Genomic DNA, 20044 nt, shown 5'->3' with positions numbered 1-20044 from the left:
GGCTAAAACACGGGGCCCCTCCTTGCATGCTCCCGAGCGGGCCGGCTCAGCCGAAGGTGAGAGCGGCCAGTTCGTCGTCGTCCAGGGTCAGCGCGGCGGCTGCCACCGAATCGAGGATCGATTCCGGACGGCTCGCCCCGGGGATCGGGATGACCACCGGCGACTGGGCCAGGTGCCAGGCCAGGCAGATCTGCTGCGGGCTGACCCCACGGGAGGCAGCCACGTCGGCGAAGGGCTGGAACCGGCTGCCCAACTGCGCGGCCTGGGCGATGCCGCCCAGCGGCGCCCAGGGCAGGAACGCGACGCCCAGTTCGTCGCAGAGCATCAGTTCCGGCTCGGAGCTGCGGAACGCGGGGGAGAACTGGTTCTGCACCGAGGCCAGCCGGCCGCCGAGGACCTCCTGGGCCTCCCGGATCTCCGCCGGGTTGGCGTTCGAGATGCCGGCCATCTGGATCTTGCCTTCGTCGAGCAGGTCCCGCAGGACGCCGATCGAGTCCGCGTACGGGACCGACGGGTCCGGCCGGTGGTGCTGGTAGAGGCCGATCGACTCGACGCCGAGCCGCTTGAGTGATGCCTCACAGGCGGCCCGGAGGGCCTCCGGGCGACCGTCGAGGCCCCAACTGCCGTCGCCGGGCCGGACCATCCCACCCTTGGTGGCGACCAGCACATCCGAGGTGTCGCCCCCGTAGCTGGCCAGCGCCCGCGCGATCAACGACTCGTTGTGGCCGACCTCGTCGGCGTGGATGTGGTAAGCGTTCGCCGTGTCGATCAAGGTGACACCGGCGTCGAGCGCGGTGTGGATGGTACGGATCGACCGGCTCTCGTCGTCCGGGCGGCCCTCGATCGACATCGGCATGCCGCCGAGCCCGATCGCGCTCACCTCGACCGCACCGATGCGGCGATTCTTCATGGCGGAGCCCTCCTCGCTTAAGTTTTCGCTAACAGCTTCCCTCTCGGTGACCGGGCTGAGCAGCTTGGGGTCCCGTCCGGCCAGCTTGGGGTCCCATCCGGTGAGGTGGGCGGAGTTGGTGTGGCGAAACAGGCGGTAGGCTGGTGCCGTGCTGAGCATCGACCGGGCGATCCGCGACGCGATCGTCGCGCACGCTCGTCGGGACCACCCCGACGAGGCCTGCGGCGTGGTCGCCGGCCCGGCCGGCAGTGACACGCCGACCCGACACATCCCGATGGAGAACGTCGCCCGCTCGATGACCTTCTACGAGTTCGACTCGATGGAGCAGTTGCGGGTGTGGCGGGAGATGGACGACCGGGACGAGGAGCCAGTGGTGATCTACCACTCGCACACCGCGACCGAGGCGTACCCGTCCCGCACCGACATCTCATTCGCTGGCGAGCCGGGTGCTCACTACCTGCTGGTCTCCACCCGCGATCCGGATTCCGAGGAGATTCGCTCGTTCCGGATCGTCGACGGGGTGGTGACCGAGGAGCCGGTCCAGATCGTCGAGGCCGCGGTGGACCCGCACGCCGTGCAGTCCTACATGTTCGGGCAGAGCCCGACGACGGTCGACTACGAGTGTTCCGGCCGCTGACCCCGTGATCGTGGGTAGCGCCCTGTCCGTAGTCCCTTCCCCTGCAACCGTCGCACTCTAGGAGTAACGCCATGGCCATCGAGGTCCGCATTCCCACCATCCTGCGCAGCTACACCGGCGGCGCGAAGGTCGTCGAGGGCGCCGGAGACACCCTCGCCGAGCTGCTGTCCAATCTCGACAGCACGCACTCCGGCCTGCGGGGCCGGCTCGTCACCGACGAGGGTTCGCTGCACCGGTTCGTCAACATCTACGTCAACGACGAGGATGTCCGTTTTCTCGGTGCCCTCGACGCGAAGGTCGCCGACGGCGACACCGTGACGATTCTGCCGGCCGTTGCCGGCGGCGCGTTCGGCTTCGCGGCGGCGGCCGCGATCCTGTCGCACACCGCCCGCTGAGGGAGTTCGCCGTGGCGCGGTACGACAGCCTGCTCGACGCCTGCGGCGGCACGCCGCTGGTGGGTCTGCCCCGCCTGTCGCCGACGGTGCCCGAAGGGGCACCGTCGGTGCGGCTCTGGGCGAAACTCGAAGACCGCAATCCGACCGGCAGCATCAAGGACCGGCCGGCGTTGTACATGGTCCGGGCCGCCGAGGCGGCCGGCCGGCTCCGGCCGGGCGACACGATCCTCGAACCCACCAGTGGCAACACCGGCATCTCGCTGGCGATGGTGGCGAAGCTGCACGGCTACCGCCTGGTCTGTGTGATGCCGGAGAACGTCTCGGCCGAGCGGGTGCAACTGCTCCGGATGTACGGCGCGGAGATCATTTTCTCGCCGGCCGCCGGCGGTTCCAACCAGGCGGTCGCGACGGCGAAGCAGATCGCCTCCGAACACCCCGACTGGGTGATGCTCTACCAGTACGGCAACGAGGCGAACGCACGCGCACACTACGAGACCACCGGGCCGGAGCTGCTCCGTGACCTGCCGACGATCACCCATTTCGTGGCCGGCCTGGGCACCACCGGCACCCTGATGGGGACCGGGCGGTTCCTGCGCGAGAAGGTCGACGACATCGAGATCGTCGCGGCCGAGCCCCGCTACGGCGAGCTGGTCTACGGGCTGCGCAACATCGACGAGGGCTATGTGCCGGAGTTGTACGACGCGACCGTACTCAACCGGCGGTTCTCCGTCGGCACTCGCGACGCGGTGCTGCGTACCCGGCAACTGGTCGAGGTGGAGGGGATCTTCGCGGGCTTCTCCACCGGTGCCATCCTGCACGCCGCTCTCGCCGTGGCACACGAGGCGGTACGCGCCGGCCGTCGCGCCGACGTCGCCTTCGTGGTGGCCGACGGTGGCTGGAAGTACCTCTCGACCGGTGCGTACGGCGGCACCCTCGGCGACGCCGAGGAGGCCCTGGAGGGCCAACTCTGGGCGTGAGTCGAACCGGTCGCTCTGGACGGTGCTACGGCCGCTCAGAGCGACCGCCGGCTACAACGCGGCGAGGGTCAGCGCCAGGTTGGCGGCGAGCGGCAGGGTCGCCAGGCTCAGCATGATCCAGGGCAGGCGGGGGTGCCGGACGAACAGGAACGCGACCATGGTCAGCGCGATCCCACCGAGACCCATGGCGGCGATGGTTGGTTCGTACCAGTTCGGGGCCAGACCCGCGACCACGGCGACCAGTCCGCGCAGCCCGGCCGCGAGCCCGACCAGGCCCAGGACGGTGGCCCAGCCGCACACCCCGAGGATCTGCCGGCTGGTGCCGCGCGGCCCGGCCCGCCGGGTGCAGATCGGGTGGTCGGCGGTGGGCGCGGCCCAGGGTACGAGCGGTGACCGCACGACCGGCGGCCCACCCTGCACCGACGTCGTCGCGCCGACCGGTGGTGCGGTCTGTGCCGCAAGTGTCGCGCCGACCGACGGTGCGGTCTGCGCCGCAAGCGTCGCGCCGACCGGCGGGGTGCCCGCCGCAGCCGCCACCGTTGCCGTGGCTCCGACCGGCGGTCGCGTCAGCGTGGATGCGGCGGATGCCGTCGCGGCGGGCGCGTTCGGGTGCTCGGACCCGCCCGGCAGGATGGCGACCGCATGATCGGCTGGCGTCGCCGGTCGGATCGATCCGGTCGCCACCAGCGGTACGGTGCCGACAGCGATCGTCGGCGTGGCGGCCCGCTGGGAGCCGGTTGCCGTGGTGTCAGCTTCGGAGGGCACGGTGCACCGTCCTGGTCCAGGTCATTGCCCGCCGGGACCGGCGGACCTCGTCACCTGATGCAACGGTCAGGCGTGACAGGGCGTAACGGCGGGGTCGGTGAAGTCGTTCGGCCCAGGTGGAGGGCGGAGGTTGGACCGGTGTCACCTTGGCGACAACAAGCACCAGTTTTTTCTTGCCTCCCGGTGTCGAAGCGTAGGCTGCGCACCGTGACAGAGGCGCCAACGAAGATCGTCTACACATTGGTTGGCGGCCTGTCCGTGACCATCGGTGACTTCAGGACGACCGGATGCGACTGACAGTTCTGGGCTGTGCCGGGAGCTTCCCCGGTCCCGAGGCGGCGTGTTCGGCCTACCTGGTGGAGGCGGACGGATTTCGCCTGCTGGTCGACTTCGGTTCCGGCTCACTCACCGCTTTGCAGCGCTACGCCGGGCTGCACGCGGTCGACGCGATCGTCCTCACCCACCTGCACTGCGACCACATCCTCGACGCGGTCACCTACGTCGTGGTGCGCCGGTACGCCCCGGACGGCCCCTATCCGCCGTTGCCGGTCTACGCCCCGGCCGGCGCGCCGGACCGGCTCGCCGCCGCGTACAGCCAGGAAGAGACGACCGTCGACGACGTCTACACCTTCTACGGCCTGCAACCCGGCACTTTCCCGATCGGGCCGTTCTCGGTCACCGTCGACCGGGTCAACCACCCGGTCGAGACCTACGGCGTACGACTGGAGCACAACGGCCGCTCGCTGGTCTACTCCTCCGACACCGCCCCCTGCGAGGCGCTGCTGCGGCTGGCCCACGGCGCGGACCTCTTCCTCTGCGAGGCGAGCTACCTCGACGGCGTGGACAACCCGCCGGACCTGCACCTGACCGGGCGCGAGGCGGGCGAAATCGCCACCAAGTCGGAGGTCGGACGCCTGGTGCTGACCCACCTGGTCAGCGCCTGGGGCAGTGAGGCACTGACCCACGAAGCCGCGGCCTCGGCGTTCGCCGGACCGGTGGAAATCGCCCGACCCGGTGCCCGGTACGACATCTAGCCATCGACGGCGACATCTTGTGCGGCACTGTTTGCCGGACGGTCAGCTAACCGTCGCCCGTCGCACCCGAACGGGTTCCACGGTGAGCGCATGCGCATCGCGATCGTCACGGAGTCCTTTCCACCGGATGTCAACGGTGTGGCGCACTCCGTTGTCCGCGCCGCCGAGCACCTGGTCCGCCGGGGTCACACCCCGATCGTGATCGCCCCGGCGCCGGCGTCGGCCACCCGCGACATCGGCGGCGACCACCCCTATCCGGTGGTTCGGGTGCCGAGCGTGGCGGTGCCCCGCTACCGCGGTTTCCGGCTCGGTCTGCCCTCCGCCCGGCTCGCGGACACGCTCCACGAGCACGCCCCGGACGTGGTTCACCTGGCCAGCCCGTTCGTCCTCGGGGCCCGGGGCATGGCGGTGGCGAGTCAGCTCGACCTGCCCACCCTGGCGGTCTACCAGACCGACCTGGCGGCGTACGCCCGCCACTACCGGCTCGGATGGGGCGAGGCGGCTGCCTGGCGCTGGCTGCGTAACATCCACAACTCCGCTGACCGGACCCTCGCCCCCTCCACCCGCTCCGCCGCCGACCTGGTCGCGCACGGCGTACAGCGGGTGTGGTTGTGGCGCCGGGGCGTGGACAGCGTCCGCTTCGATCCGGCGCTGCGCAGCACGTCCATCCGTAGCTCGCTCGCCCCGGGCGGCGAACTGCTGGTCGGCTACGTCGGCCGGCTCGCCGTGGAGAAGCGCGTCGAACTGCTCGCCGAGACCTCCCGGCTGCCCGGCGTACGACTGGTCGTCATCGGTGACGGTCCGGCACGCCGGGACCTGGAGAAGGCCCTGCCCGGCGCGCTCTTCCTCGGTGCCCAACACGGCGAACAGCTCGCCCAGCTCTACGCCAGCCTGGACATCTTCGTGCACAGCGGCCCGTACGAGACCTTCGGGCAGACCGTCCAGGAGGCCCTGGCCAGCGGCCTGCCGGTGGTCGCACCCGCGGCCGGTGGCCCGCTCGACCTGGTCGAACCCGGGGTCACCGGAACCCTGGTGCCGCCGGAGGACGGCCCGGCGTTGGCCGAGGCGGTCGCCGAACTCGCCGCCGACCCGCAACGCCGTCGGGCGTTCGGGATCGCGGCCCGGGCGGGCGTCTCCGGCCGGAGCTGGGCGGCGGTCGGCGACGAACTGGTCGGCCACTACCAGGCGGTGCTCGCCTCCTCGGGGACCGCGACGTCTCGGCGGATCGCCGCGTGACGGCGCTGCGCATCGTCCGGTTGGCGAACTTCGTCACCCCCCGCTCCGGCGGCCTGCGCACCGCGCTGCGGTGTCTCGGCGCCGGTTACCGGGCGGCCGGGCACGAACCGGTGCTGGTGATCCCGGGGGAGCGGGCCAGCGACGAGATGATCGGCCCCGACCGGGTCATCACCCTGCCCGCGCCGGTGGTGCCCGGCACCGGTGGCTACCGGGTCCTGGTCGGCCGTGCCCCGCTGCGCCAGCTCCTCGAAACGCTGCGCCCGGACCGGCTGGAGGTCTCCGACCGGTCGACCCTGCGCTGGACCGGAGCCTGGGCCCGCGCGCACGGCGTGCCGTCGCTGATGGTGTCGCACGAGAGCCTCACCGGACTGCTCGGTGTCTGGGGCACCCCTGAGCCGCTCGGCCAACGGCTCGCCGACCGGCTCAACGCGCGTAGCGCGGCAACGTACGACCAGATCGTCTGCACCACCGACTGGGCGGCGGCGGAGTTCCGACGCATCGGCACGTCGAACCTGACCCAGGTGCCGCTCGGCGTCGACCTGGAGGCGTTCCACCCGGACCGGCACAGCCCCGAGGTACGCGCCGAGTACGTCGGCGACGGCGGTGTGCTGCTGGTCCATTGCAGCCGCCTCTCCCCGGAGAAGCGGCCGGAACTGGCGGTCGACGCGCTGGTGGCGCTCCGGGCGGCCGGCGTGCCGGCGACCCTGGTGGTGGTCGGCGACGGGCCGCGTCGGGGCGCGCTCGCCCAGCGCGCGGTCGGGCTGCCGGTCCACTTCACCGGCTTCCTGCCCGACCGCGACCGGGTCGCGGCGCTGCTCGCCAGCGCCGACGTGGTGGTGGCACCGGGACCGGTGGAGACCTTCGGGCTCGCCGGGCTGGAGGCTCTCGCCTGCGGTACTCCGGTGGTGGTGAACGCCGCCAGCGCGCTGCCGGAGGTGGTCGGCGACGCGGGGCTGGGCGCCGACGGCACGGGTGCCGCGTTCGCCGAGGCGATCGGTGCCCTGCTGGCCCGGAGCGAGCCGGTACGACGGGCGGCGGCGCGGGCGCGGGCGGAGCGCTTCGGGTGGTCCGCCTCGGTCGAGGGCTTCCTTCGGGCGCACGACGCCCCGGTCCGTTCGGACGCCCGGTTCGGGTGACCCGGGCGGTTCGGGTGATCCGGTCCGCTCGGACGTCTCGGTCGGCGTTCACAGGCGCTCGGGGGTGCCCCAGGGCGGAGAGCTGAGACCAAACGCATAGGCTGCCCCCATGGCACGACCTGATGGGCGGCAGCCCGATGAACTCCGGCCAGTGACGTTGACCCGGCAGTGGAGCGTGCACCCGGAAGGGTCCGTACTCGTCGAGTTCGGCCAGACCCGGGTGCTCTGCACGGCGAGCGTGACCGAAGGAGTGCCCCGCTGGCGCAAGGGGTCGGGGCTCGGCTGGGTCACCGCCGAGTACTCGATGCTGCCCCGGGCGACCACCACCCGGTCGGACCGGGAGAGCGTCAAGGGTCGGGTCGGTGGCCGGACCCAGGAGATCTCCCGGCTGATCGGTCGTAGCCTGCGGGCCTGCATCGACCTGAAGGCCCTCGGTGAGAACTCGATCGTTCTCGACTGTGACGTGCTGCAGGCCGACGGCGGCACCCGTACCGCCTCGATCACCGGCGCGTACGTGGCGCTGCACGACGCGGTCGGCTGGTTGGCCGCCCGCAAGGCACTGGCCGGCAAGCCGGCGTCGGTGATGCACCGCTCGGTCGCCGCGGTCAGCGTCGGCATCGTCGACGGTGAGGCCCGGCTCGACCTGAACTACCTTGAGGACGTCGCCGCCGAGGTGGACATGAACATCGTCTGCACCGGCACCGGGGACTTCGTCGAGGTGCAGGGGACCGGTGAGGCCAACGTCTTCGCCCGGGACCAGCTCGACGCCCTGCTCGACCTCGGGGTGCTCGGTTGCGCGGAGCTGGCCGACGCCCAGCGCAAGGCCCTGGCGGAGTAGGACAGGCGTGCCCCGGCGGCCGTTCGCCGGTGGGGAAGGCAAGACCCGGTCCCGCACGTGCGGGACCGGGGGTGGGAGACACCAACCCGGCCGTACGGCCGGACAACCGTGGAGCGAGGAGAGCGCATGACCCGGGTGCTGCTGGCGACCCGCAACGCCAAGAAGCTGGTCGAACTGCAGCGCATCCTGGATGGCGCGCTCGGTCCACAGCGGATCGAACTGGTCGGGTTGAATGACCTGCCGGCGTACCCGGAGGTGCCGGAGACCGGTCTGACCTTTGGTGAGAATGCCCTGCTGAAGGCGCGTGAGGGGGTCCGGCACACCGGGCTGCCGACGGTCGCCGACGATTCCGGCCTCGCGGTCGACGCGCTCAATGGCATGCCGGGCGTGTTCAGCGCCCGGTGGTCGGGCAAGCACGGCGACGACCAGGCCAACCTGGAGTTGGTGCTGGGCCAGGTCGGCGACGTACCGGACGAGCACCGGGGTGCCGCGTTCGTCTGCGCGGTGGCGCTGGTCCTGCCCGGTGGCAAGGAGCACCTGGTCGACGGTCGGCAGACCGGTCGCCTGCTGCGCGGGCCCCGGGGCGAGGGCGGCTTCGGCTACGACCCGATCTTCCTCGGCGAGGGTCAGGAGAAGACCAACGCGGAACTCACCCCGGCCGAGAAGGACGCGGTGAGCCACCGGGGCAAGGCCCTACGCGCCCTGGCGAAGGTGATCGCGAAGGTCCTCCTGCCGAGCTGACCCCGCACCGCTACTGCGTAAGGAGGGGCCCCTTGTTAACGCTATGCGTTAACAAGGGGCCCCTCCTTTCACGCCAGGGGGCCGAGGTGGGACTCGATGGTGGTGCGCAGGTCGCGGGCGATGACGGTGGCGCGGGCGGATTCGAGCGCGGGCGCCAGGAAGATGTCCGGGCCGGGTACGCCCGCGAACCGGGCCACCACGTCGACCGCGGCCTGACCGGCGGGTGACGGGGACAGCGGTGCCCGCAACTGGAGGCCGCGTACGGCGGCGAGCAGTTCCACCGCGAGCAGGCTGGTCAGGTTCTCCAGCACCGTACGGAGTTTGCGGCCGGCGGCCCAGCCCATCGAGACGTGGTCCTCCTGCATGCCGCTGGTCGGCAGCGAGTCGACCGACGCGGGGGCGGCGAGCCGGCGGTTCTCCGCCACGATGCCGGCTGCCGTGTACTGGGCGATCATCAGGCCGGAGTTGACCCCGGCGTCGGGGGAGAGGAACGCCGGCAACTCCCGGGAACGGGTGATGTCGAGCAGCCGGTCCACCCGACGTTCGGAGATCGCACCGACCTCGGCGGCGGCGATGGCGAGGAAGTCGGCGGCGAAGCCGAGTGGCGCGCCGTGGAAGTTTCCGGTCGACTCGACCCGGCCGTCCGGCAGCACCACGGGGTTGTCGACCACAGAGACGAGTTCCCGGGCGGCGACCGAGGTGACGAAGTCGAGGGTGTCCCGGGCCGCACCGGCAACCTGCGGGGCGCAGCGCATCGAGTAGGCGTCCTGGACCGCGTGCACCAGGTCGTCCCGGTGCGAGTCCATGATGCCGGAGCCCTGGAGCAGCCGGTGGATGTTCGCCGCCGAGACCGCCTGCCCCGGATGCGGGCGGATGCGGTGCAGTTCAGGCTGGAACGGCCGGTCGGTGCCGAGCATCGCCTCGATCGCGAGCGCGGCGGTCACGTCCGCCATGGTGAACAGGTGGGCGGCGTCGTCGATCGCCAGCAGCAGCATGCCGAGCATGCCGTCGGTGCCGTTGATCAGCGCCAGCCCTTCCTTGGCGGCCAGCTCGATCGGGGTCAGCCCGGCCCGGTGCAGCGCGAGCGAGGCGTCCTCGCGGGCACCGCCCTTGCCCAGGGTCCAACCCTCGCCGAGCAGCGCCAGCGCGCAGTGGGCCAGCGGCGCCAGGTCACCCGAGGCGCCGAGCGACCCGTGTTCGGGCACCCACGGGGTGATGTCGTGGTTGAGCAGGTCGACCAGGGACTGCGCGACGAGTGGGCGTACGCCGGAGTGGCCGAGCGCGAGCGAACGTACCCGCAGCAGCATCATCGCCCGTACCACCTCGCGGGGCATCGGCGCGCCGATCCCGGCGGCGTGCGACCGGATCAGCGCGTGTTGCAACTCCGCCCGGCGTTCCGGTGCGACGAAGGTGTTCGCGAGCGCACCGAAGCCGGTGGAGACGCCGTAGACCGGGCGCCCGTCCTGCTCGATTCGGTCCACGATCGCCCGGCTGGTCTCCATCGCCTCGATGGTGGCCGGGTCCAGGACGACGGTCGCGGTGCCTCGGGCGACTGCGAGGACGTCGGAGGGGGAGACGCCGCTCGGCGTCACGGTGACTACTGACATTGCGGTACTCCGTTGTGCAGGACCTGGCGGATCAGCGGTACCCCCGGCCGGTAGGCCAGGTGCAGATGGGAGGGGGCGTCGAGCAGGGTCAGGTCGGCGTGCGCGCCCCGCCGGAGCACACCGATGTCGTCGCGACGCAGCGCCCGCGCCCCACCGGCGGTCGCGGCCCAGACCGCCTCCGCCGGGGTCATCCCCATGTCGCGTACGGCGAGCGCGATGCAGAACGGCATCGAGGACGTGTACGACGAGCCGGGGTTGCAGTCGGTGGCGAGCGCGACCGTGGCGCCGGCGTCGAGCAGGCGTCGGGCATCCGGGTAGGGCGACCGGGTGGAGAACTCCGCCCCGGGCAGCAGGGTCGCGACCGTCACCGGCTCCGCACCGGAAACCCCGTCCACCTTCGTCGAGGCGAGCGCGTCGATGTCGGCGTCGGTCAGGTGGGTGCAGTGGTCGGCGCTGGCCGCGCCGAGTTCGACCGCGAGCCGTACCCCCGGACCGGGTCCGAGCTGGTTGGCGTGCAGCCGTACGCCGAGGCCGGCGGCCTGGCCGACGGTGAGGATCGCGCGGGCGTGGTCGGCGTCGAACGCACCCCGTTCACAGAAGACGTCGATCCAGCGGGCGTAGGGGAGCGCGGCGCGCAGCATCGGCCCGCAGACCAGCCCGACGTAGTCGTCCGGGCGGTCGGCGTACTCGGCCGGGACGACGTGCGCGCCGAGGAAGGTGGTCTCGGTGGTGAACTCGCCGGCGATCCGCAGCGAGCGGGCCTCGTCGGTGACGCTGAGCCCGTACCCGCTCTTGATCTCGATCGTGGTGGTGCCCTGCCGCATCGCCTCCATCCGCAGCCGGGACACGTTGGCGCGCAGGGTGTCGTCGCTGGCGGCGCGGGTGGCGCCGACCGTCGTCCGGATCCCGCCGCCGGTGTACGGCTGCCCGGCCATCCGGGCCGCGAACTCGGTCGCCCGGTCACCGGCGAAGACCAGGTGGGAGTGGCTGTCGACGAAGCCGGGCAGAACCGCCCCGCCGTCGGCGTCGATCCGCCCGTCGGCGGCCGGGGCATACTTCGCCGGCCCGATCCAGGCGATTCGGCCACCTTCGATCAGCAGCGCCGCCCCGCGTCGGATGCCGAGCGGGCCACCCTCGCCGTAGGGCTCGTTGGTGACCAGTTCGCCGATGTTGTCGACCAGCAGGCTGGGTCCGGACTGCGCGTTCACCGCCACACCTCGCGGATCGACCGGCCCAGTTCGGCGGCGACGTCGACCGAGACGTGCCGGCCGTCGCGGACCACCACCCGCCCGTCGACCAGGACGTCGGTGACGTCGGCGGCGGTCGCGGCGAAGAACGCGCCACCGGGCGGGACGGCCGCCGTCCGTACGGTGTCCAGGCGGACGGTGACCAGGTCGGCGCGGGCGCCGACGGCGATGGTGCCGGCGTCGGACCAGCCCAGCGCGGTGTGCCCGGCGGCGGTGGCGGCGTGCGTCAACTCGTCCGGGGTGAAGTGGCCGCGCCGTTCGCTGCGCAGCCGCTCGTCGAGTTCGACCGCACGCGCCTCCTCGAACAGGTCGATCACAGCGTGGCTGTCCGAGCCGAGACTCAGCGGGCTGCCCGAGTCGGCCAGGGAGCGGGCCGGTCCGATGCCGTCGGCGAGATCCCGTTCGGTGGTCGGGCAGAGACACGCGCCGGTCCGGGTGGAGCCGAGCAGTTCGAGATCGGCGCCGCTCAGGTGGGTGGCGTGCACCGCGGTCGCGGTGGGACCGAGGACGCCCATGTCGGCGAGGAGTTGGGTCGGCGTACAGCCGTGGGCGGCGAGGCATGCCTCGTTCTCGGCCCGCTGCTCGGAGAGGTGGAAGTGGAGCGGACCGCCCTGGTTGCGGTACGCGAAGCTGGCCAGCGAGCTGAGCGGGACGGCGCGGACGGAGTGCAGCGCCGACCCGATCCGGGCGTGCGGGGCGGGACGCAGCAGGTCGTGTCGCGCCGACCAGGCGTCGAGGTCACGGTCGCCGAACCGGCGCTGGATGCCGCGCAGTGGCTGACCGTCCACCGTGGAGGTGAGGTAGAGCGTGTCGAGCAGGGTGATCCGGATGCCGGCCTGGGCGGCGGCTTCGACCAGCGCGGCGCCCATCACGTTCGGCTCCGCGTACGGGGTGCCGTCCGGTTGGTGGTGCAGGTAGTGGAACTCGCCGACGCAGGTGATCCCGGCGAGCGCCATCTCGGCGTACGTGGCCCGAGCCAGGGCCAGGTACCGATCCGGGTCGAGCGTGCCGGCGGCCTCGTACATCCGGTCCCGCCAGCTCCAGAACGTGCCGCGTTCGGTGTGGGTGCGCCCGCGCAGCGCCCGGTGGAACGCGTGCGAGTGGGCGTTCGCCAGGCCGGGCAGGGTGACCCCGGGCAGCCGGGTCACGCCTGGCGGCGGCGCCACCCCGGCGCTGACCGTACGGAACCTGCCCTGGTCGACCTCGATCAGTACGTCCGCGCTGGGTTCCTCGTGACCGGGGAGCCAGGCGTACTCGGCGTGGAACCGCCCGTCCGACGGTCCGGCTGGTTTGCCCGACGGTGGCCCGGCTGGTTCGGTGATGGCGGTCATGGCGCGTCCCCTGGCTCGATGTCGGGGGTGGTTTGCGGTCCGGCGGCGAGGGTGGTGAGTACGTCGGCGAGGCGGGCGACCCCGGCGGCACAGTCGATGTCCTCGGCCGTCTCGGCGGGCGAGTGCGACACCCCGGTCGGGTTGCGGACGAAGAGCATCGCGGTGGGCAGGTGCGCGGCGAGCACTCCGGCGTCGTGCCCGGCGGCGGTGGGCAGCACCGGTACGCCACCGCGCAGGACGCGCTGGAACAGGTCGATCAGTCCGCCGTCGAACTCGACCAGCGGGGTGACCGACTCGCGGGTCAGTCGCAGCGCGGTGCGGTCGCGTACCGCCCGCTCGGTCGCCTTCTGCCCGATCGCCTCGATCAGGGTGTCGAGCGTGGCGACCTCGGCGGCGCGGGCGTCCAGCCAGCCGCGGACCAGAGACGGGACCGCGTTGGTGGCGTTCGGTTCGACCTCGACCCGGCCGACCGTGGCCTGGGCACCGAAGCGGCGTGCCTCCTTGTTCGCGGCGAGCACGGTGAAGGCGTACGTCAGCATCGGGTCGCGCCGGTCGGTCATCAGGGTGGTTCCGGCGTGGTTCGCCTCGCCGGTGAAGTCCATCCGCCAGCGGCCGTGCGGCCAGATTCCGCTGGCCACCCCGACCGGTGCGGCCAGGTCGACCAGGGCCCGCCCCTGTTCGACGTGGAGTTCGACGAAGGCGCCGATCCGGGCCAGCAGGTCGGGGCGGGCACCGGCCGGCTCGTCGCCGAGCGCCTTGGCCAGGGTGATTCCGTCCCGGTCGGTCAGTGCCGCCGCCCGGTCGGCGTCCAGTTCACCGGTGAGCAGCCGGGAGCCGAGGCATGGTACGCCGAACCGGGCCCCTTCCTCTTCGGCGAAGGCGACCACGCCGATCGGTCGCCGCAGTGCCGTCCCTCGTTCGCGTAGCCGGTCGAGGGCGAGCCAGGCGCTGACGATGCCGAGCGGCCCGTCGTAGGCGCCGCCGTGCGGGACCGAGTCGAAGTGGCTACCGACCAGGACGGCGTCACCGGCCCCGGGGTCGCCGTACCAGGCGACGAGGTTGCCGTTGCCGTCGGATTCGACCGGCATGCCCCGGTCGGCGGCCTGTTGCCGGAACCAGTCCCGGAGCCGTAGTTCCGGTTCGGTGAAGGCGAACCGGAGGTAGCCGCCGCTGACCGGGTCCCGCCCCACGGGCGCGATCTGGTCCCAGAGCTTCCGGAACGCGGCAACGTCGTCGCCGTGAGGAAGGGGCCCTTCTACAACGGAATCCGATAACAAGGGGCCCCTCCTTACACCTGGGTCATGGGGATGGTGAGGCCGGTACGGGTGGCGACGTCGTCGGCGGCGGGGTAGCCGGCGTCGACGTGGCGGATCACGCCCATCGCCGGGTCGTTGGTGAGTACGCGTTCGATCTTCTGCCCGGCGAGTGCGGTGCCGTCGGCGACGCAGACCTGCCCCGCGTGGATCGACCGGCCGATGCCGACGCCGCCGCCGTGGTGGATGGAGACCCAGGAGGCGCCGCTGGCGGTGTTCACGAGTGCGTTGAGCAGCGGCCAGTCGGCGATGGCGTCGGAGCCGTCGGCCATCGCCTCGGTTTCCCGGTAGGGCGAGGCGACCGACCCGGCGTCCAGGTGGTCCCGCCCGATCACGACCGGGGCGGAGAGTTCGCCGGAGGCGACCATCTCGTTGAACCGGACCCCGGCCCGGTCCCGTTCGCCGTAGCCGAGCCAGCAGATCCGGGCCGGCAGGCCCTGGAAGGCGACCCGTTCGCCGGCCATCCGGATCCACCGGGCCAGTGATTCGTTCTCCGGGAACAGGTCCAGTACCGCCCGGTCGGTGGCGGCGATGTCGGCCGGGTCACCGGAGAGTGCGGCCCAACGGAACGGCCCGCGTCCCTCACAGAAGAGCGGCCGGATGTACGCCGGCACGAAGCCGGGGAAGTCGAAGGCCCGTTCGTATCCGGCGAGCTGTGCCTCTCCCCGGATCGAGTTGCCGTAGTCGAAGACCTCGGCCCCGGCGTCGAGGAAGCCGACCATCGCCTCCACGTGCCGGGCCATTGAGGAGCGGGCCCGGTCGGTGAACTCGGCCGGCTTCGCGGCGGCGTACTCGGCCGCGTCGGCGAGTTCCACCCCGACGGGCAGGTACGACAGCGGGTCGTGCGCGCTGGTCTGGTCGGTGACGATGTCGATCTCGACGCCGCGTACCAGCAGTTCGGGGAAGACCACGGCGGCGTTGCCGACGACGCCGACGGAGAGGGGGCGGCGCTCCCGTTTCGCGGTCAGCACCGCCTCGATCGCCTCGTCCAGCGAGCCGGCGACCTGGTCCAGGTAGCGGTCCCGGACCCGTCGGGCGAGTCGTTCGGGGTCGACGTCGACGATCAGGCAGGCGCCACCGTTCATGGTCACCGCGAGCGGTTGGGCACCGCCCATACCGCCACAGCCGGCGGTGAGGGTGAGGGTGCCGGCGAGGGTGTCGTTGAACCGTTTGGCGGCGACGGCCGCGAACGTCTCGTAGGTGCCCTGGAGGATGCCCTGGGTGCCGATGTAGATCCACGATCCGGCGGTCATCTGGCCGTACATGGTCAGGCCGAGCTGTTCGAGGCGGCGGAATTCGGGCCAGTTTGCCCAGTCACCGACGAGGTTGGAGTTGGCCAGCAGGACCCGGGGCGCCCATTCGTGTGTACGCAGCACCCCGACCGGCCGACCGGACTGGACCAGCATGGTCTCGTCGTCCCGCAGTTCGGTGAGGGTCCGGATCAGCGCGTGGTACGAGGGCCAGTCCCGGGCGGCCCGGCCGGTGCCGCCGTAGACGACCAGGTCCTCGGGGCGCTCCGCGACCTCCGGGTCGAGGTTGTTCATCAGCATCCGCATGGCCGCTTCCTGGGCCCACCCCACGGCGGTACGGGTGCTGCCGCGCGCGGCGCGAACGGGTTGGTACATCGGGGTCTCCTCCGCAGCGGTGGGGAGTGGTCGGGGTTCGGGTGCGGTCGGTGCGTCGGTGCTGTCGAGGAACAGTCGGTTCAGTTGAGGAACACCTGGCGGCGGGCGGCGGACTGTTCGAACTCCTCCAACCGGCGCTGGGTGTGGCTGGGGGCGGCGTCGCAGATCGCCTGGAGCAGCACCATCGCCAGGGTCATCGGGGCGGTGTGCAGGTCGAAGACGAGTTGGGCGCCGACTGCGGCGGGAAGCACGATGTCGGCGTACTCGGCGGCCGGGCTGACCGCCGAGTCGGTGATCACGACGACGGAGAGTCCGGCGAGCTGGGCTTCGCGGAGCGCGTCGAGCGACTCACGCGGGTAGCGCGGCAGGACGATCGCCAGCAGGGCGGTGGCCCCGGCTGTCCGGGCCTGGTCGAGCCGGTCGGCGAGCAGGCTGCCGCCGGTGTCGAGCACCCGTACGTCCGGGTGCACCTTCGCCGCGAAGTAGGCGAAGTACGCGGCGAGCGGGGCGGCGGCGCGTAGTCCGAGTACCGGCAGGGGGCGGCTGTTGGCCAGCAGCGCACCGGCGGCGGTCACCCGGTCCGGGTCGGCGAGCTGTTCGGCGAGTCGGTGCAGGTTCTCCACCTCGTCGCGGACCGCACGCTGGAGTTCGTTGCCGGCCGGTACGTCGGCGGTCGGTCGGCCGTGTCCGGCGGTGATCTCGCGGAGCCGGCGGCGTAGGGCCGGGTAGCCGTCGTAGCCGAGCGCGATCGCGAACCGGGTCACCGAGGGCTGGCTCACCTGGGCGAGTTCGGCGATCTCGGCGGCGGACAGGTAGGCCGCCGAGGCGGCGTGCTGGACCAGGCTGTGCGCGATCCGGCGCTGGGTCGGGGTCAGCCGGACACCGTGGAACAGGTCGAGCACCTGGTCCGTGGGGGCTGCCGCACCCGAGACGAAGACCGCATCCCGGACAAGTGAATCCTCATTCACATGCGCACTCTATGCATGAAAACATTCAGATGGCAATGAGGCGCCGCCGAACGTGGCGGGACCGTGACCCGTGCGGGAACGTGATAAAACCAACTCCGTGGATGGGACCCGGTTCCGACGCACCATCGCCCGTACCCCCCTCGCACCCGTGGCGGCGTTCCCCAAACGGCTGCTCCGGGTCGCCCGACACGATGCTCGGGTGCTCGGCGTCTCCGCCCGCTGGCTGCTCACCTCGCGCGAACACCACAACTACACGTACGACCTGACCCGGCTGAGCCGCGAACACCTCGCCTGGTTCGTCAGCGTCCTCACCGACACCCCGGTCAAGCAGGTTCGCGACTACCTCGCCGAGATCGAGTCCGACCAGGTGCTGCGGCAGCACATCGAGCGGACCACGGCGACCTCGGCGCGGCGCGGCCTGGCCGACCGTCAGGTGCGTTACGCGCGACGCATCGGCTGGTACGCGATCGTCCGCGCGATCCGCCCGGCGCACGTGGTCGAGACCGGCGTGGACAAGGGGCTCGGCACCTGCGTGCTCGCCTCCGCGCTGCTCCGCAACGCCGCCGAGGGTCACCCCGGTCGGGTCACCTCGCTGGACATCAACCCCGAGGCCGGCTACCTGGCCCGGGTCGAGCCGTGGGCCGGGGTGGTGGACCTGGTCATCGGTGACTCGATCGCCTCGATCCGGGCGCTGGATCGCCCGGTCGACCTGTTCCTGCACGACAGCGACCACAGCGCCGGCCACGAACGCAACGAGTTCGAGGCGGTCGAGCCGAAGCTGGCGCCCGACGCGATGCTGCTCACCGACAACGTCACAGTCACCAACGTTCTTGCCGAGCACGCCGAGCAGACCGGCCGCCGCTTCCTCGCCTACCGCGAGACCCCAGCCCGGCACTGGTTCCCCGGCGACGGCATCGGAGTCGCCTGGTAGACCCGGCGACGCGTCGGCGTCGGTCGGAGAGGACGGATAGGGTCTCGGGCCATGAGCGATCTGGCCTTCCTCGATCGGACCCGTGCCTCGTACGACTCCGTGGCCGCCAGCTATTCGGCTCTCTTCGCCGACGAACTGCAAGAAGAGCCGGTGTGGCGGAGCCTGTTGACGCTCTTCGCCGAGCTGGCATCCGGGCGGACCGCTGACGTGGGGTGCGGACCGGGGCACGTGACGGCGTTTCTGCACGGGCGGGGGCTTGACGTGTTCGGGATCGACCTGTCGCCCGGCATGGTCGAACAGGCCCGGGCCAACTATCCGGAGCTGCGGTTCGAGGTCGGCTCGATGACCGGCCTCGCCCATCCCGACCGGAGCCTGTCGGGCCTCAACGCCTGGTACTCGACCATCCACATTCCCGACCAGGAGTTGCCGGGCGTGCTGGCCGAGTTCCACCGGGTGCTGATCCCGGGGGCGCCGCTGATGCTGGCCTTCCAGGTCGGCGACGCCCCGAAGCATTTCGCCGAGGCGTGGGGCCAGGAGGTCGACCTGATCCTCCACTACCGCCGCCCGGAAACCGTCACGGCCATGCTGGCCGAGGCCGGATTCCAGATCCTGGTGACGACGGTCCACGAGCCGGTCGTCATGCAGCCGAGGAAGCAGGGGGCCTATCTGATCGCCCGCAAGCTCGGCTGAACCAGGCTTGGGCACGACCTGGCTCTGAAACGGCCCACCCCTCCGCCTGGCCGGAGGAAGTCGTCCCGGGCAGGCGGAGGGGGGTTCCGGGTACGGCGCGGTCAGGCCGCGCCGAAGTCGGTGCAGTGTGCGATCGTCGCGTCGTCCGGCGCCACCGCGTGACGCGCCTCCGCCTGCCGGACACGACGGATGACCTCGGCGGGTCCGCTCGACGCCAGGACGGCCATGACCTCCGGCCAGTCGGCGAGCCCGAACCGGTCCACGACGCGGCTGGCCCCATTGCTGAGCAGGACGGCACCTGCCCCGCCCCCTGCCCCCCTCTCCCGCGATCTAGGGCGAAGCCGCGCGGATCGGTCTCTGACGGCACCGACTTGCCCTAGATCGCGGGAGGGGGAGGGGGGTTAGCGGGGTGGGAGTAGGCCGGGGGCGGGGGTGAGTGGCGAGAGCTGTGGCGTGAAGGTACGCGCGGCGTGGGCGGTTGCCGTACCGCAGAGTGCGGTGTCGATGAGCTGGAACGTCGCCGCGCTGATCGGATCCCCGGCGTACTGGTAGTGGCTGACGTTCAGCGCCACGCTCACCTGCCGTTTCCCGTCCGGGGAGTGCAACGACAACGTGTGGTAGCCGAACACCTGACCGTCGTGCCCGTACGCGTCACCGCAGCGCAGCGGCAGCGACAGCAGGCCGAGTCCGTAGCGCAGGCCGGTCGGGTCGGCCGGGTTGGTGGGCAGGAACCGTTGCAGTTGTGCCTGTTCGGCGGGGCGCAGCAGCCGGCCGTTGAGTAGCGCCCGGTAGAAGCGGTCCAGGTCGGCCGTGGTCGAGACCAGTTCGCCGGCCATCTGGCCCCAGGACATGTTGTAGACGCTGAAGTCGCGCAGCTCCCCGTCGTACCAGGGGAGGTAGCCCAGGCTGTGCGGGCCGGTGATGCGCGGCTCGGTGCCGGGGAAGTAGGTGTCGCGTAGCGCCAGTGGGCGCAGGATCCGGCGGCGGATCTCTTCGGCGGCCGGTCGGCCGGTGACCCGCTCCACGATCAGCCCGGCCAGGATGTAGTTGGTGTTCGAGTACGCGAAGGCGGCGCCGGGCGGGTTCGTGCGCGGCATGCCGAGCCCGGTCCGAATCAGTTCGCGCGCGGTGAACGTGGTGGTCCGGTGCTGCTCGACCTGCTCGGCGGTGGCGAAGACGACCCGGTCGTAGCTGCCGATCCCGCTGCGGTGGTTCAGCAGCATCCGTACGGTCACGGCATCGTCCGGCATCAGGCCCGGCAGGTAGCGCCGGACCGGTGCGTCGAGCGAGATCCTGCCCTCGCCGACGAGCTGGAGCAGGGTGGTGGAGACGAAGGTCTTGGTGATGCTGCCGACGCGGTGCCGGTAGTCGGGGCGTACGGGTCGCCCGGTGGTGATGTCGGCGACTCCGCTGGCGCCGCGCCAGGTGGCCCGGCCGTCGCGTACCTCGGCGAACACCCCGACCATGCCGGTGTCGGTGATCTCCCGCAGCGCCGCGTCGAGCGCCGGGACCGGCAGCCGGCCGTCGACGTGACCGGTCGCTGCCGGTTCCGCAGCCGCCGGGGCGGCCAGACCTCCGACGAGTACGACTGTGGCCAGCGCTCCGGCCAGGGACGAGGACAGCTTGCGTGGTGGTTTCCGCATGTTTCCTCCCGGATGGACGA

The 20044-nt window shown here is 71.7% G+C and carries 20 protein-coding genes; 10 read left to right on the top strand and 10 right to left on the bottom strand.

Going from position 1 to position 20044, the window contains the following annotated elements; all coding sequences use genetic code 11:
* Positions 1-46 precede the first annotated feature (46 nt).
* Complete coding sequence (locus ACIBF5_RS07115; protein WP_396808963.1) at positions 47-910, bottom strand: aldo/keto reductase; 864 nt, start codon at positions 908-910, stop codon at positions 47-49.
* A 148-nt stretch (positions 911-1058) separates the two neighbouring features.
* Between ACIBF5_RS07115 and ACIBF5_RS07110 the strand changes: the two genes are divergently transcribed.
* From ACIBF5_RS07110 to ACIBF5_RS07100, 3 genes are all read left to right on the top strand, one after another.
* On the top strand, positions 1059-1547 hold the full coding sequence (locus ACIBF5_RS07110; RefSeq protein WP_396808961.1) for a Mov34/MPN/PAD-1 family protein: 489 nt from the start codon (positions 1059-1061) through the stop codon (positions 1545-1547).
* Positions 1548-1618: 71 nt separating this feature from the next.
* Entirely contained in the window at positions 1619-1942 is a 324-nt protein-coding gene (locus tag ACIBF5_RS07105) for a MoaD/ThiS family protein (RefSeq protein ID WP_396808959.1), read from the top strand.
* 11 nt (positions 1943-1953) lie between these two features.
* Positions 1954-2919: a PLP-dependent cysteine synthase family protein gene (locus ACIBF5_RS07100; RefSeq protein WP_396808957.1), complete on the top strand. Its 966-nt coding sequence runs from the start codon at positions 1954-1956 to the stop codon at positions 2917-2919.
* Between the two features lie 51 nt (positions 2920-2970).
* Here the strand turns inward: ACIBF5_RS07100 and ACIBF5_RS07095 are convergent, their stop codons facing one another.
* On the bottom strand, positions 2971-3684 hold the full coding sequence (locus ACIBF5_RS07095; protein ID WP_396808955.1) for a hypothetical protein: 714 nt from the start codon (positions 3682-3684) through the stop codon (positions 2971-2973).
* A 287-nt stretch (positions 3685-3971) separates the two neighbouring features.
* Here ACIBF5_RS07095 and ACIBF5_RS07090 point away from each other — a divergent pair, with 287 nt between their 5' ends.
* The 5 genes from ACIBF5_RS07090 (at position 3972) to rdgB (ending at position 8669) form a co-directional block, all read left to right on the top strand.
* Entirely contained in the window at positions 3972-4718 is a 747-nt protein-coding gene (locus ACIBF5_RS07090) for an MBL fold metallo-hydrolase (RefSeq protein ID WP_121158768.1), read from the top strand.
* 90 nt (positions 4719-4808) lie between these two features.
* On the top strand, positions 4809-5954 hold the full coding sequence (locus tag ACIBF5_RS07085) for a glycosyltransferase family 4 protein (RefSeq protein ID WP_396808953.1): 1146 nt from the start codon (positions 4809-4811) through the stop codon (positions 5952-5954).
* A 5-nt stretch (positions 5955-5959) separates the two neighbouring features.
* The gene (locus tag ACIBF5_RS07080; RefSeq protein WP_396809402.1) at positions 5960-7090 is read left to right on the top strand and encodes a glycosyltransferase; all 1131 of its coding nucleotides are present in this window, start codon (positions 5960-5962) and stop codon (positions 7088-7090) included.
* A gap of 109 nt (positions 7091-7199) precedes the next feature.
* A complete protein-coding gene (gene rph / locus ACIBF5_RS07075) occupies positions 7200-7928 on the top strand; it encodes a ribonuclease PH (RefSeq protein ID WP_396808951.1) in 729 nt (242 codons plus the stop codon).
* A gap of 126 nt (positions 7929-8054) precedes the next feature.
* On the top strand, positions 8055-8669 hold the full coding sequence (gene rdgB / locus ACIBF5_RS07070) for an RdgB/HAM1 family non-canonical purine NTP pyrophosphatase (RefSeq protein ID WP_396808949.1): 615 nt from the start codon (positions 8055-8057) through the stop codon (positions 8667-8669).
* A 68-nt stretch (positions 8670-8737) separates the two neighbouring features.
* On the opposite strand, the gene hutH is transcribed toward rdgB, so the two are convergent.
* The 6 genes from hutH to ACIBF5_RS07040 all read right to left on the bottom strand — a co-directional run bounded on the left by hutH (position 8738) and on the right by ACIBF5_RS07040 (position 16760).
* On the bottom strand, positions 8738-10276 hold the full coding sequence (gene hutH, locus ACIBF5_RS07065; RefSeq protein ID WP_396808948.1) for a histidine ammonia-lyase: 1539 nt from the start codon (positions 10274-10276) through the stop codon (positions 8738-8740).
* Positions 10267-11484, bottom strand: coding sequence for an imidazolonepropionase (gene hutI, locus ACIBF5_RS07060; RefSeq protein WP_396808946.1), 1218 nt, complete (start codon positions 11482-11484; stop codon positions 10267-10269). The genes hutH and hutI overlap by 10 nt, the downstream gene beginning before the upstream one ends.
* A complete protein-coding gene (locus tag ACIBF5_RS07055; protein WP_396808944.1) occupies positions 11481-12854 on the bottom strand; it encodes a formimidoylglutamate deiminase in 1374 nt (457 codons plus the stop codon). The genes hutI and ACIBF5_RS07055 overlap by 4 nt, the downstream gene beginning before the upstream one ends.
* Positions 12851-14131 carry an allantoate amidohydrolase gene (locus ACIBF5_RS07050; RefSeq protein WP_396808942.1) on the bottom strand — a complete coding sequence of 427 codons (1281 nt, stop codon included), beginning with the start codon at positions 14129-14131 and terminating at the stop codon, positions 12851-12853. The genes ACIBF5_RS07055 and ACIBF5_RS07050 overlap by 4 nt, the downstream gene beginning before the upstream one ends.
* Positions 14132-14142: 11 nt before the next feature.
* Positions 14143-15792 carry a urocanate hydratase gene (gene hutU, locus ACIBF5_RS07045; protein WP_396808940.1) on the bottom strand — a complete coding sequence of 550 codons (1650 nt, stop codon included), beginning with the start codon at positions 15790-15792 and terminating at the stop codon, positions 14143-14145.
* Positions 15793-15872: 80 nt separating this feature from the next.
* The gene (locus ACIBF5_RS07040) at positions 15873-16760 is read right to left on the bottom strand and encodes a MurR/RpiR family transcriptional regulator (protein ID WP_396808938.1); all 888 of its coding nucleotides are present in this window, start codon (positions 16758-16760) and stop codon (positions 15873-15875) included.
* A gap of 97 nt (positions 16761-16857) precedes the next feature.
* Between ACIBF5_RS07040 and ACIBF5_RS07035 the strand changes: the two genes are divergently transcribed.
* Both ACIBF5_RS07035 and ACIBF5_RS07030 read left to right on the top strand, forming a co-directional pair.
* Positions 16858-17691: a class I SAM-dependent methyltransferase gene (locus ACIBF5_RS07035; RefSeq protein WP_396808936.1), complete on the top strand. Its 834-nt coding sequence runs from the start codon at positions 16858-16860 to the stop codon at positions 17689-17691.
* Positions 17692-17742: 51 nt separating this feature from the next.
* Positions 17743-18381 (top strand): class I SAM-dependent DNA methyltransferase, encoded by a 639-nt coding sequence (locus ACIBF5_RS07030; protein WP_396808934.1) that lies wholly within the window; start codon positions 17743-17745, stop codon positions 18379-18381.
* A 101-nt stretch (positions 18382-18482) separates the two neighbouring features.
* On the opposite strand, the gene ACIBF5_RS07025 is transcribed toward ACIBF5_RS07030, so the two are convergent.
* Together ACIBF5_RS07025 and ACIBF5_RS07020 are read right to left on the bottom strand one after the other, a co-directional pair.
* Positions 18483-18644, bottom strand: coding sequence for a hypothetical protein (locus ACIBF5_RS07025; RefSeq protein WP_396808932.1), 162 nt, complete (start codon positions 18642-18644; stop codon positions 18483-18485).
* A gap of 138 nt (positions 18645-18782) precedes the next feature.
* Complete coding sequence (locus tag ACIBF5_RS07020; protein ID WP_396808930.1) at positions 18783-20024, bottom strand: serine hydrolase domain-containing protein; 1242 nt, start codon at positions 20022-20024, stop codon at positions 18783-18785.
* Between the last annotated feature and the right edge of the window lie 20 nt (positions 20025-20044).

The organism is Micromonospora sp. NPDC050417 (assembly GCF_044458865.1).
GTDB lineage: Bacteria > Actinomycetota > Actinomycetes > Mycobacteriales > Micromonosporaceae > Micromonospora_G.
The sequence above is the reverse complement of the archived record's forward strand: the minus strand, read 5'-3'. Positions and strand labels throughout refer to the sequence as shown.